11 protein-coding genes are annotated in these 12,762 nt (G+C 51.7%); 10 read left to right on the top strand and 1 reads right to left on the bottom strand.

From position 1 onward, the window contains the following. Window positions 1–7: 7 nt before the first annotated feature. The 10 genes from sdhA (at window position 8) to EDD73_RS04050 (ending at window position 11,233) form a co-directional block, all read left to right on the top strand. Window positions 8–1,762 carry a succinate dehydrogenase flavoprotein subunit gene (gene sdhA / locus EDD73_RS04005; protein WP_131918489.1) on the top strand — a complete coding sequence of 585 codons (1,755 nt, stop codon included), beginning with the start codon at window positions 8–10 and terminating at the stop codon, window positions 1,760–1,762. Window positions 1,763–1,767: 5 nt separating this feature from the next. Next, on the top strand, window positions 1,768–2,514 hold the full coding sequence (sdhB, locus tag EDD73_RS04010) for a succinate dehydrogenase iron-sulfur subunit (RefSeq protein ID WP_131918490.1): 747 nt from the start codon (window positions 1,768–1,770) through the stop codon (window positions 2,512–2,514). Between the two features lie 236 nt (window positions 2,515–2,750). Beyond that, a complete protein-coding gene (sucC, locus tag EDD73_RS04015; protein ID WP_131918491.1) occupies window positions 2,751–3,878 on the top strand; it encodes an ADP-forming succinate--CoA ligase subunit beta in 1,128 nt (375 codons plus the stop codon). 2 nt (window positions 3,879–3,880) lie between these two features. Next, window positions 3,881–4,744, top strand: a complete 864-nt coding sequence (gene sucD, locus EDD73_RS04020) for a succinate--CoA ligase subunit alpha (protein ID WP_131918492.1) — start codon at window positions 3,881–3,883, stop codon at window positions 4,742–4,744. Window positions 4,745–4,905: 161 nt separating this feature from the next. Beyond that, the gene (locus EDD73_RS04025) at window positions 4,906–6,579 is read left to right on the top strand and encodes an acyl-CoA mutase large subunit family protein (RefSeq protein ID WP_131918493.1); all 1,674 of its coding nucleotides are present in this window, start codon (window positions 4,906–4,908) and stop codon (window positions 6,577–6,579) included. 17 nt (window positions 6,580–6,596) lie between these two features. Next, window positions 6,597–7,007, top strand: coding sequence for a cobalamin B12-binding domain-containing protein (locus EDD73_RS04030; RefSeq protein WP_131918494.1), 411 nt, complete (start codon window positions 6,597–6,599; stop codon window positions 7,005–7,007). Beyond that, window positions 7,004–7,417 carry a methylmalonyl-CoA epimerase gene (gene mce / locus EDD73_RS04035; RefSeq protein WP_207668803.1) on the top strand — a complete coding sequence of 138 codons (414 nt, stop codon included), beginning with the start codon at window positions 7,004–7,006 and terminating at the stop codon, window positions 7,415–7,417. The genes EDD73_RS04030 and mce overlap by 4 nt, the downstream gene beginning before the upstream one ends. A gap of 70 nt (window positions 7,418–7,487) precedes the next feature. Then, the gene (locus tag EDD73_RS04040; protein ID WP_131918495.1) at window positions 7,488–9,023 is read left to right on the top strand and encodes an acyl-CoA carboxylase subunit beta; all 1,536 of its coding nucleotides are present in this window, start codon (window positions 7,488–7,490) and stop codon (window positions 9,021–9,023) included. Window positions 9,024–9,351: 328 nt separating this feature from the next. After that, window positions 9,352–9,771, top strand: coding sequence for a biotin/lipoyl-containing protein (locus EDD73_RS15575; RefSeq protein ID WP_131918551.1), 420 nt, complete (start codon window positions 9,352–9,354; stop codon window positions 9,769–9,771). Window positions 9,772–9,808: 37 nt separating this feature from the next. Then, the gene (locus EDD73_RS04050) at window positions 9,809–11,233 is read left to right on the top strand and encodes a pyruvate carboxylase subunit B (RefSeq protein WP_131918496.1); all 1,425 of its coding nucleotides are present in this window, start codon (window positions 9,809–9,811) and stop codon (window positions 11,231–11,233) included. 70 nt (window positions 11,234–11,303) lie between these two features. Here the strand turns inward: EDD73_RS04050 and EDD73_RS04055 are convergent, their stop codons facing one another. Then, the gene (locus EDD73_RS04055; protein WP_131918497.1) at window positions 11,304–12,125 is read right to left on the bottom strand and encodes an Asp23/Gls24 family envelope stress response protein; all 822 of its coding nucleotides are present in this window, start codon (window positions 12,123–12,125) and stop codon (window positions 11,304–11,306) included. Window positions 12,126–12,762: the final 637 nt, after the last annotated feature.

The raw sequence follows: 12,762 nt of genomic DNA on the forward strand, positions 1-12,762 counted from the left end.
GGATGACATGGAAACACGTATCATAGTGGTTGGCGGTGGCTTAGCAGGCCTGATGGCGACCATTAAAATCTGTGAAGCCGGCGGTAAAGTCGACCTTTTTTCCCTTGTGTCGGTAAAGCGTTCGCACTCGGTTTGCGCGCAAGGCGGGATCAACGGTGCAGTTAACACCAAAGGGGAAGGCGATTCGCCCGATATTCACTTTGATGACACGATTTACGGCGGTGACTTCCTGGCGAACCAACCGCTCGTTAAACAAATGTGTGATGCTGCACCGGGCATCATCTATATGATGGACCGGATGGGTGTTATGTTTAACCGGACACCGGAAGGCCTGTTGGATTTCCGTCGTTTTGGCGGTACCAAGCATTCCCGTACGGCCTTTGCCGGTGCGACGACGGGGCAACAGCTGCTCTATGCGCTGGACGAACAAGTTCGTCGTTATGAAGCACTGGGCCAAGTGACCAAGTATGAAAACTGGGACTTCCTTTCGGCTGTGTTAGACAACGAAGGCATCTGCCGCGGGATTACGGCCCAAAACATGGCCACCATGGAGATCAAAGCGTTCCGTGGTGAAGCAGTGATTTTGGCTACCGGCGGTATCGGTATGATCTTTGGCCGCTCTACGAACTCAACAATTAACACAGGAACTTCGCATAGCGCCGTTTATCAACAAGGTGTTTACTATGCCAATGGCGAAATGATCCAAGTACACCCCACAGCGATTCCCGGTGAAGACAAACTCCGTTTGATGTCGGAATCGGCTCGCGGTGAAGGTGGACGGGTTTGGACGTATAAGGATGGCAAGCCTTGGTACTTCCTGGAAGAATGGTATCCGGCCTATGGCAACTTGGTGCCCCGTGACGTAGCGACCCGGGCGATCTACAAAGTTTGTTATGATATGAAACTCGGCGTTGACGGCCAACCGGTCGTTTATCTGGACCTTTCGCACATTGACGCCAAAACATTGAATCGTAAGCTCGGCGGTATCATTGAGATTTACGAAAAATTTGTCGGCGAAGATCCGCGCAAAGTGCCCATGCGTATTTTCCCGGCCATGCACTACACGATGGGTGGCCTTTGGACGGATTACAGCGGCATGACCAATATCCCAGGCTTGTTTGCTTCCGGGGAAGCTGAGTATCAGTACCACGGTGCCAACCGTCTTGGTGCGAACTCCTTGCTCTCGGCCATCTATGGCGGTATGGTTTCTGGCCCTGCGGTGATGAAGTATGCCAAGAATCAGAAGAAATCTTCGATGGATGTAGCCCAGTCGGTCTTTGACCGGGAACTGAAAGTACAACAGCAGAAGATGGAAGACATCTATGGGCTCACCAAAGGTACAGAAAACCCCTATGCGCTGCATAAAGAGCTGGGCGACATGATGTTGCAGCATGTGACGATCATCCGGATCAACAAGAACCTCAAAGAAACCGATGAAAAGATCCAAGAGCTGATGGCTCGTTACAAAAATATCGGCTTGCCCGATACGGGACGTACAGCCAACCAGTCGGCCATCTTTACCCGTCATCTGTGGAACATGCTGGAACTGGCCCGGGTGATCACCATCGGTGCATTGAAGCGTGATGAAAGCCGTGGTGCCCACTACAAACCGGAGTTCCCTGAACGGAATGATGAAAAATTCTTGAAGACGACCAAAGCGAAATGGACTACGGAAGGCCCGAGCTTCGAATATGAAGACGTGGACGTATCCTTGATTAAACCGCGTCCTCGCCGTTATGATGTGGACAAGGGGGCGAGCTGATAATCATGGCGGAAAAAATTCGTGTACGCATTAAACGTCAAGACGGACCGCAAGGGGCGGCCCGTTGGGAAGAATTCGATATTAACTACCGCAAAAACTTAAACGTAACGGCGATTTTGATGGATATTCAAAAGAATCCCGTTACCGCCAGCGGTCAAAAAACAACACCAGTTGTTTTTGAATGCAACTGCCTGGAAGAAGTTTGCGGTGCTTGTACGATGGTAATCAACGGAACGCCGCGCCAAGCTTGTTCGGCGCTGGTTGACCAACTGGCCAAACCGATCACCTTGGAGCCCTTATCGAAATTCACGTTGATTCGCGACTTGCAGGTCAACCGCAACCGCATGTTTGAGAGCTTAAAAAAAGTGAAGGCTTGGGTCAACATTGACGGGACCTATGACCTGGGCCCTGGCCCGCGCATGGCAGCCCGTGACCAAGAATGGGCCTACCCGCTTTCGCGTTGCATGACTTGCGGTTGCTGCGCTGAAGCTTGTCCGAATTACAATGAAAAAGCACCCTTTATCGGACCGGCAGCGATTTCCCAAGTCCGCCTTTTTAACGCTCACCCGACCGGTGAGATGCAAAAAGAAGACCGCTTAGATGCGGTAATGGGCGACGGTGGAATCACAGATTGCGGCAATGCGCAAAACTGTGTTCGAGTATGTCCGAAAGAAATTCCGCTGACGACTTCTATCGCTGATATGGGTCGGCAGACGGTAAAGCGCTGGATCAACCGAGCATTACGGGCGTAACCCCCTGGGCTACTGCCGAGGAAAAAAATGACCTAGTTGGGCCTTCTGCCCAACTAGGTCAACATGCTTGTCTGGAATAATACATAATACATCATGTATGTTGCCGCTCAGGAACAATAACAGCAGCGAATGTAAGAGCGTTGCTGTTATATCACCATATCCAAATGAATGACGAGCACCTGAGATGGGATAACATAAATCCACAGATCATATTAAGAGAGGGGCAGATCTATAACGTGAAGTGCTTCGAGTATATGGGAAAAGAGATCTTTGCCGACTATGGGATTCCCGTTCCCCAAGGCCGTATGGTCACCACACCGGAAGCTGCTGAGCAAGTTGCAGCTGAAATCGGCAAATCCGTCGTCATCAAGTCGCAAGTTCTTTCCGGCAAACGCGGCAAAGGCGGCGGCATCAAATTCAGTGATACACCGGCAGGTGCCCGTACGGCAGCGGAAGAAATCCTGGCCATGACCGTCCAAGGCCATCAAGTCAAATGCTTGCTCGTGGAAGAAAAACTGCGCATCGAGCATGAATTGTATGTAGCGATCACCATCGACGGCGCAGCCAAAGCGCCCGTGTTGATCACGTCGGCCAAAGGTGGCATGGACATCGAAGAACAAGCCGAAGAAGATATCGTCAAGGTTCACCTCGATGTGTTCCTCGGTCTTCAGCCGTACCTGGCCAAAGACCTGGCTCGCCGCATTGGCTTAAAAGGTGCGCAAGCTAAAGCATACGCCGACATCGTACAAAAAATGTACAAGATCATGATCGAACGGGATGCTGAACTCGTTGAAATCAACCCCCTGGTACTCTCCGGTGATCAAGTGATCGCTGCTGATGCCAAAGTGACGATTGACGACAGCGCGCTGTTCCGTCACAAAGAATTGACCATCGTTGACGAAGACAAAACAGAAATCGAAAAATTGGCCCAAGCGGCCGGCGTTGGTTCTTTCGTTGAGCTGGGCGGCGATATTGCCATCATGGCCAACGGTGCCGGTATCACCATGGGCACCCTCGACATGATCCAATTGTTTGGCGGCTCGCCGGCGAACTTCATGGATGCCGGCGGCGGTACCGGCGTGGAAGGTACGGCGAAAGCCATCGGTATTTTGCTCGAGCAAAAGCCGAAAGTGATCTTCATCAACATCTTTGGCGGCATTACCCGCTGCGATGATGTGGCCAACGCACTGGCCTATGTGAAAAAGAATATCGGCATTCCCGTTCCCGTCGTTGTCCGCATGGTCGGCACCAACGAAGAAGCGGGCGTTCAAATTCTGCGTGAAGTTGGCATCGATGCCTATCGGGAGATGAAAGAGGCTGCACAAAAAGCAGTTGAGCTTTCCAAAGTCGGGGGGGTAGCATAACCATGGCCATTCTTGTTAACAGCGAATCGAAAGTCCTGATCCAAGGGATCACCGGTAAACAAGGTACTTTTCACTTGAAGCAAATGCAAGCCTTTGGCACCCAAGTTGTAGCCGGTGTGGCACCTGGAAAAGGCGGCGGCGTCCATGAAGGCGTGCCCCTCTATGAGTCCGTTTTTGAAGCTTGTGAAAATCATCAAATTGACGCTTCCGTACTGTTCATTCCTGCAGCATTCTGCAAAGACGCCGCGCTGGAAGCGATTGAAGCCGGCATCAAAGTAATTGTGATCATCACGGAACACATTCCCGTTGTCGATGAATTGATCATTGTCAATCGGGCTAAGCTGAAAGGGGCGACCATCATCGGTCCCAACACCTTTGGGATGGCTTCCTGGAAGTGTAAACTGGGGATCCTGCCGAATGTCGCCTTTTCGCCAGGACCTGTCGGTATCGTTGCCCGCTCTGGCACCTTGACCTACGAAATCGTCGGTTCCTTGACGAATGTCGGCATTGGCCAAACGAGTGTCGTTGGTCTCGGTGGCGACCGCGTTCCCGGATCGACTTTTGTCGATATGCTGAAACTGTTTGAAGCTGATCCCGAAACCAAAGCGGTTGTCCTCGTCGGTGAAATCGGCGGCAATGCTGAAGAAGAAGCTGCCGAATACATCAAAACCATGTCGAAGCCTGTCGTGGCTTACCTCGCCGGTAAAAGCGCACCTCCTGGAAAACGTATGGGCCACGCCGGCGCCATCATTGAACGCGGTAAAGGTACTTACGAAGGCAAGATCCAAGCTTTGGAAGCAGCCGGTGCACGGATCGCCATCTTCCCCTACGAAGTCGCACAAATTATCCAAGAACTGCTTGCGTAAGGCGAAGGTTTACTGCCAAGCAAGCATGATCCTGTTCCGATGAAGGTAAAGACCATGCAACGGACAGGCCGGTAACTCTCAGGCAATGTTGGCCAGGGCACCGGCAGGTGGCGCCATCGCACCACCCAGTCTCTTAACCTTGAAGGGAGGCATTAACTTCCGTGTTTGATTCCGAAAAAGTAAAAAAAGTCACCGAGGCCAAAGAGCAATGGAAAGCAGGCACACTGGGCAAAGTTCTGGCCAAAGCGCCTGAGCGCAAAGCTCATTTCGCTACGGATTCGGGCATTGAGCTGGAAACCGTATATACGCCTGATAATCTGGGCGAATTTAATTACGAAGAAAAACTGGGTCTTCCCGGACAGTATCCGTATACGCGGGGACCTCAACCCAATATGTACCGCGGTCGTTTTTGGACCATGCGGATGTATGCCGGTTTTGGTACGGCTGAACAAACGAACGAGCGTTTTCGTTACCTGATGCAACAAGGGCAAACCGGCCTTTCTTGTGCATTCGACTTACCCACCCAGATCGGTTATGACTCCGATCATCCGCTGTCTCAAGGCGAAGTCGGTAAAGTCGGTGTCGCCATCGATACACTGGCCGATATGGAAGTGCTCTTCGATCAAATTCCCCTCGGTAAAGTCTCCACCTCAATGACCATCAACGCACCTGCGGCGGTTCTGCTGGCTATGTACATAGTCGTAGCAGAAAAACAAGGTGTTCCGGTCGATCAAATCGCAGGGACGATTCAAAATGATATTCTCAAAGAATACATTGCGCGGGGAACTTATATCTATCCGCCCGAACCGTCGATGCGCTTGATCACGAACATCTTTGAGTATTGCTCGCAGCATGTACCGAAGTGGAACACAATCTCCATTTCGGGGTATCACATCCGTGAAGCAGGCTCCACGGCAGCCCAAGAAATCGCCTTTACCTTGGCTGACGGTATTGCCTATGTGCAGGCAGCCATCGATGCCGGCTTAGATGTCGATGTCTTTGCCTCACGGCTTTCCTTCTTCTTTAACGCGCACTTGAACTTCTTCGAAGAAATTGCCAAGTTCCGTGCGGCCCGTCGCCTCTGGGCGAAGATCATGAAGGAACGCTTTGGCGCGAAAAAGGAAAAATCGATGATGTTGCGCTTCCATACGCAAACAGCCGGTTGTACCTTAACGGCGCAACAACCCGATGTCAACATCGTTCGTGTTGCTTATCAGGCGTTGATGGCCGCTCTTGGCGGTACCCAATCGCTGCACACCAACTCCCGTGACGAAGCGCTGGCCTTGCCCAACGAGCACTCCGTCTTGATCGCGCTGCGTACGCAGCAAGTCATCGCTCATGAGATCGGTGCAGCCGATGTGGTTGATCCCCTCGGCGGTTCCTACTATGTGGAGTCGCTGACCGATCAATTGGAAGCGAAAGCGCAAGAATATCTCGATAAAATCGATGCTCTTGGTGGCGCATTAAAAGCGATTGAATTTATGCAACGGGAAATTCAAACGAGCGCCTATCAATATCAGCAAGGTGTTGAATCGGGCGACAATGTGGTTATCGGCGTCAACAAGTTCAAGATTCAGGAAGAGCCACCAAAAGGCTTGCTGAAAGTCGATCCGGCGCTGGGCATTGCGCAATGCGAAAAACTGAAAAAGGTCAAAGAAGGCCGCGACAACGCTGCCGTTCAAGCTGCGTTAGAGCATATCCGCCAAGTTGCCCGCACCGACGAAAACCTCATGCCCGCCATTATCGATGCAGTTCGCCTCTATGCTTCGCTCGGTGAGATCTGCGGTGTCCTGCGCGAAGAATTCGGTGAATATAAACAAAATATCGTATTCTAAGAGGAGGAGGGGAGCCCATGGAAAAGAAACCGATTCGTGTAGTCGTTGCGAAGCCCGGTCTGGACGGTCATGACCGTGGTGCCAAGGTCATTGCTCAGGCATTGCGCGATGCAGGGATGGAAGTTATTTATACCGGCTTACGCCAAACGCCGGAACAAATCGCTGAAGTGGCCTTGCAAGAAGACGCGCAAGTTGTTTGTTTAAGCTCATTGTCGGGGGCTCACTCCCACCTGTTCCCTTCCACCGCGCAAGCGCTGAAAGCGGCAGGCCTGGACGATGTGTTGCTGATCGGTGGCGGTGTCATTCCTGACGACGATATCACTCCGTTGAAAGAAGCAGGAATTGCCGAAGTCTTCACGCCCGGTACATCGACGAAAGATGTCATCAAGTACATCGAAGATCGCATTTATGGGGGTCAAGAACGATGATTCCGACCAAACGCGTTGATCACATCGGCATCGCTGTCAAGGATCTGGCTACGGTCATCGAGTTTTACGAAAAAGTGATCGGCATCAAATGTACTTCGATTGAAGAAGTGCCTGATCAAAAAGTGAAAGTCGCTTTTTTGCCCTGTGGTGATTCGGAGATCGAACTCTTGGAATCGACCGATCCGGAAGGCCCGGTAGCGAAGTTTATCGAGAAAAACGGCGAAGGTGTGCAGCACATCGCATTTCGTGTGGAAGACCTGCCGGGCAAATTAGCCGAGTTGGAAGCAGCCGGCGTTCGCCTGATCGATAAAAAACCACGTCGTGGCGCCGGCGGTGCCGATATCGCTTTCCTTCATCCCAAGGGGACCCATGGTGTCCTGCTTGAACTTTGCCAACGTGATTCGGAGTAAAATTTCAGCATAACGCATATCGGGGCGCTACGTAAGCGCCCCGGTCAACAAGATAGGGGGGGATCTTCCCTTGAGCATGGAAGAACGCTTAGCTCAGTTAGAAAAGTACCGCGCAAAAATCCTCAATGGTGGCGGCGACAAACGGATTGCCAAACAACATGAGTCCGGCAAAATGACGGCCCGTGAACGGATCGAAGCGCTCGTCGATCCCGGTTCATTCATCGAAATGCAAGTATTTACCGGTGAATCCAACTTAGAAAACCTTGAAAATCCCGGCGAAGGTGTCGTCGTTGGTCAAGGGATGATCGACGGCCGTTTAGTATATATATACGCACAAGATTTCACCGTTTCCGGTGGTTCTCTTTCCAAAGCCCATGCCGATAAGATCTGCAAAGTCATGGATCTGGGACTGAAAAACGGTGCGCCGGTTATCGGTCTCAACGATTCCGGCGGAGCACGGATCCAACAAGGTGTCGATGCACTGGAAGGCTACGGTAACATTTTCTATCGCAATACGCTCTCTTCCGGTGTCATTCCGCAGATTTCGGCGATTCTCGGACCTTGTGCCGGCGGTGCTGTTTATTCTCCTGCGCTGACCGACTTTATCTTCATGGTCAACGGCGTATCGCGCATGTTTATCACCGGTCCCCAAGTCATCAAAGCAGTTACCGGCGAAGAAGTATCACCAGAAGAACTGGGCGGTGCTATGACGCACAACTCCAAATCCGGTGTAGCTCACTTTATGGCCGACAGCGAATTGGATTGCTTTGCCCAGATCCGTCAACTGGTGTCTTACCTGCCTTCCAACAACATGGAAGATCCGCCCGTTGTTGCTCCCGCTGATCCTGCTTATGATCCGGAAGAATTGATGAGCATCATTCCTGATAATGCTAACCAAGGCTATGATGTGCGCGACGTGATCGAACGCATCGTTGACGGCGGTTCGTTCTTCGAGATCCAACCCCTTTGGGCACAAAACGGCATTACGGCACTGGCCCGCCTCAATGGTAAAACCGTCGGTATCCTGGCCAACCAACCCAAAGTCTTGGCCGGTTGCTTGGATATCGATGTTTCCGATAAAATGGCGCGCTTTGTACGCTTCTGCAATGCTTTCAATATCCCCTTACTTACCTTTGAAGATGTACCGGGCTTCCTCCCAGGCACCAATCAAGAGTACGGCGGCATCATTCGCCATGGCGCGAAAATGCTCTTTGCTTATTCGGAAGCAACGGTACCGAAGATCACGATCATCCTGCGCAAGGCCTACGGTGGCGCTTATCTGGCCATGTGCGGTAAGCCCCTGGGATGTGACGCTGCTTTTGCCTGGCCGACCGCGGAAATCGCCGTTATGGGTCCCGATGGTGCAGCCAACATCATCTATCGCAAAGAGATCGAAACAGCCGAAAACCCAATTGAAAAGCGTAAGGAAATGGTAGAACGCTACCGGACCGAAGTTTCCAATCCTTTTATCGCTTGTGCCCGTGGCTACGTCGAAGATATCCTCGATCCGCGGGAAACCCGTGCACGCTTGATCGCCACCTTAGATGCGCTGGCGAACAAACGGGAAAGCCGTCCCCGCAAGAAAAACGGAAACATTCCGGTCTAAGCTCCTGCAGGATGGACCTGCGCTGGAAAGGGGTTGCCAAAGGAACATGGTGATCAATTATCAAAAACGCCGGCAACAAGCCGTAGTCGCCGCCATCATTTGTGCCCATGGTTATCAACTGGTGCAGATGTTCGAGCGTCGCTCGGGTCGACTGGCGGCGGGAAGTGTGATCGGTCCAAGCACACGACGCTTGTCGTGGTCGGGCCGTAGCAGTTGGAAATCCTATGGACGAGCTGAACTTCTGGGGCAATCAACCCCGGAAGATCCGGTTGAGGATATTGCCCGGCAGATTGAAGCCAAGAAGCCGGCGAACGAGGGGGAAATCTTCATGAAACGGTTTAAGGTCCGTGTTGATAATCAAATGTTCTATGTAGAAGTAGAAGAAATTCCAGGTGAAGGCGAAACCGTTGCAGCACCGATCGTTGCAGCGCCGATCGTTGCATCCCGCCCGACACCCAAATCCGCGCCTGTAGCGAAACCGACGAAGGCAGTAGCTCCTGCTGCTGCACCGAGAGCGGCCGCCCCGGCAGCCGGTGGCGCCGGTATTACGGCGCCCATGCCCGGAACGATCCTCGATGTCAAAGTTGAGGTAGGTCAATCGGTCAACGCCGGAGACAATGTGGTGATCTTGGAAGCGATGAAAATGGAAAACGAACTGAAAGCCGATAAGAGCGGCACTGTCAAAGAAGTTCGTGTCAAAAAGGGTCAAACCGTCAATGCCGGAGAGGTTTTGATTGTCATTGGCTAAAAAGGCAACGCAACCCAAGAGCAGAAAGGGGTCGACCATGGAGAAAAGAGTCATCAAGTTTACCGATACAACGTGCCGGGACGCACACCAGTCGCTGTTAGCCACGCGGATGAAGATCGAGCATATCTTGCCGATCATTGAAAAGATCGATGCCATTGGCTATCATTCGCTGGAAGTCTGGGGCGGGGCTACTTTTGATACAACCATGCGCTTCTTGGGTGAAGATCCATGGGAACGCCTCTGGGAGATCAAAAAACACTGCAAAACACCGTTGCAGATGTTACTCCGTGGACAGAACTGTGTTGGTTATAAGCACTACCCTGATGACGTCCTGGAAGCCTTTATCAAGTATGCTTGCCAAGGCGGTATGAATATCTTCCGTGTTTTCGATGCACTGAATGATATCCGCAACATGGAAAAATCCTTTGAGTACGTGAAAAAGTACGGCGGCCATAACCAAGCTGTTCTTTGCTTCACGACCAGCCCCGTACACAACGTCAAGTACTTCGTTGATATGGCCAAAGAAGTGCAAAAGCGCGGTGCCGACTCGATCTGTATCAAAGATATGGCCGGTATCGCCAAACCTGCTGATGTGGCTGAAGTTATTCGTGGCATTAAAAATGAGATGGACATCATGATCCAAGTTCATACCCACTATACATCCGGTATGGGGGCCATGATGTACTTAAAAGCGATTGAAGCCGGTGCCGATGTCGTTGATACTGCCATCTCCAGCCTTTCCATGTCGACCTCGCAACCGGCCGTAGAGACGATGGTGGCTGCCCTGGAAGGGTTAACAGATCCGCAAGGCCGCTACTATGAAACCGGTCTCAGTCAGGTGAAACTGAAAGAGATCGCCGACTACTATGCCGATGTGCGTAAAGAATATGCCCAGTTCGATTTAACCTCCGGCACACCGGACACGAACGTCCTTGTCTATCAAGTGCCCGGCGGCATGATCTCCAACTTCCTCTCGCAGTTGGCGCAGCAAAACGCCCTTGATAAGCTGCCGGAAGTGCTGGCTGAGGTGCCTCGTGTCCGTGAAGACTTTGGCTATCCGCCGCTCGTTACGCCTTCCAGCCAAATCGTCGGCGCCCAAGCGGCACTCAACGTGCTGGTCGGTGAGCGCTATAAGATCGCCACCAACGAAGTGAAGCAATACATGCGGGGCTTCTATGGCAAGCCGCCCGGCTTTGTTAATGAAGAGATCCGTAAAAAGATCATCGGTGACGATGAAGTGATCACCTGCCGGCCAGCCGATGTGATCGAACCTGCCATGCAAGAAGCCCGTAACGCCGTAGCTGCAGTGATGCAAAAGGAAGAAGACGTCGTAACCTACGCCATTTTCCCCAACATTGCCTTGGGCTTCCTGGAAGAACGTTTGGCGAAAAAAACCCAAGTGGACTTTACCTTGGCTAAAGAAGGTACGGAAAACGGCAAGTGTGTGACCTATCCGGCATAAGTAAACCATAGACAATAGGTAAAAAGCCTGCTCGCATTGTGCGAGCAGGCTTTTTTGTGGTGCATAAACGTTAGCGATCACTTAGATGAAGTTTAGTGAATGTGACATTAACAGCAGCAACGGGTACGCCAATCGATTCATCAAAGACTTGACGCAACGCTTGCTGAATGGAATGGCCCAAATGATGCAAAGCGATGCCATATTCTGCATGAATTTTTACATCGAGAGACATGCCTTCATCGAGATGATCCACTTCGACGTCATCAATCCCGTGAACACCGGCCATACCTTGCAACTGATGGGTAACGGCCGCGATAATCGCTGGTGTAGAGATGGAGAGATTGCCTAAGGAAGTAAAGGTAGGGCGGACAACCGATTGCTCGGTCCAGGTTTTACGCTCATGGCCCTTTTTACGGAAGAGAATGCGAATCGGATCGATCAAAGCACCGCGCCAGGTTTTTTTCACTTCCAGGGCCGGAGCCGGAACTACATGGCGACCGCGCTGAGAACGATTGTAACGGGCCTTGCGAATCTCAGCATCGGAGGCGATGTCTTCAATTTGAATGATTTTCTCTGGCGCTGGCAGTCCTAAGCGTTCAGCAATGCGGTTAACCATGCCGTCCGATGTGCCCAGAATCAGAATCCCCGAGGGATTGGCTTGGCGGATCGCTTCTTGGCATTGCTGCTGATGCAGATCATCTTGAAATAAAGCGGTACGAATGGCGCCAAGACGAGAAGGTGCTTTTTTGGCCGAAGTACCTGTGAGAATCCGATTTTCTTCGATGATCAGGCCGTCATCGATGATGATGCTGCAATGGAGTTCATAAGCGAGGCGAACGGCGCGATGACTTTTGCCGGTACCGCTGCTACCGACTAAGGCATAGACATGCATGATGATACCTCCCTGCTTGAATCAGGATAAAAACCCCAAATTAATAAATGCCAAAAGAAGGAAAAAAGCCCACGATAGAGAATATATGTTATAAGATTGTGAGTGAAGGAGGCGGTGCCATTGGGGGTCGTAAAGCGGTGTTGACTTGCCCTCGATGAGCGGAAATGCTTTTGTATATTCTGAGCATCGCCTGGCAGTTGGCCGCTGCCTGACTGCGGAAGAGCGTCAACCGGTTGCAACTGAGGAAGGCATAAAGACAACCATTGTTGGCGAGCAGCGAAGGCGATGGATGGTTCTTTTCGACAGAAAAGAGGACGGAAGATGCAAGAGCGTTCGCAACTAGGGGGACGAATCAACATCAAACGAAAACGGTCTGCCTGTCCCGAGCGGAACCCTGCCAAAGCAGGAGAGGGATAGCCGGATACGATGAAAAAAAATAAGCAAAAATGAGCGGAGCGGTAAGGGAGAGGAGGAAATCCCATTAAGAGGTGAACTGCAGACCATAAATACCGTGATGGCAGCCACGTACAAATGCCGATGTGTCGGCGAACATCCCAAGGGGGAAGGACGACTGCCACGGGTAAGGGATGCTCCCAGTGACAACTGAATCCACGCGACAAAAGTCAGCGTGAGAATA

The sequence above is a fragment of the Heliophilum fasciatum genome (assembly GCF_004341395.1).
GTDB classification, from domain to species: domain Bacteria; phylum Bacillota; class Desulfitobacteriia; order Heliobacteriales; family Heliobacteriaceae; genus Heliophilum; species Heliophilum fasciatum.

Excerpts from the sequence above, each read along its gene's own strand:
- EDD73_RS04030 (WP_131918494.1), top strand. The coding sequence starts at position 6,597 with ATGGAAAAGAAACCGATTCGTGTAGTCGTTGCGAAGCCCGGTCTGGAC.
- sucD (WP_131918492.1), top strand. The coding sequence starts at position 3,881 with ATGGCCATTCTTGTTAACAGCGAATCGAAAGTCCTGATCCAAGGGATC.
- EDD73_RS15575 (WP_131918551.1), top strand. The coding sequence starts at position 9,352 with ATGAAACGGTTTAAGGTCCGTGTTGATAATCAAATGTTCTATGTAGAA.
- mce (WP_207668803.1), top strand. The coding sequence starts at position 7,004 with ATGATTCCGACCAAACGCGTTGATCACATCGGCATCGCTGTCAAGGAT.
- sdhA (WP_131918489.1), top strand. The coding sequence starts at position 8 with ATGGAAACACGTATCATAGTGGTTGGCGGTGGCTTAGCAGGCCTGATG.
- EDD73_RS04050 (WP_131918496.1), top strand. The coding sequence starts at position 9,809 with ATGGAGAAAAGAGTCATCAAGTTTACCGATACAACGTGCCGGGACGCA.
- EDD73_RS04055 (WP_131918497.1), bottom strand. The coding sequence starts at position 12,125 with ATGCATGTCTATGCCTTAGTCGGTAGCAGCGGTACCGGCAAAAGTCAT.
- sdhB (WP_131918490.1), top strand. The coding sequence starts at position 1,768 with ATGGCGGAAAAAATTCGTGTACGCATTAAACGTCAAGACGGACCGCAA.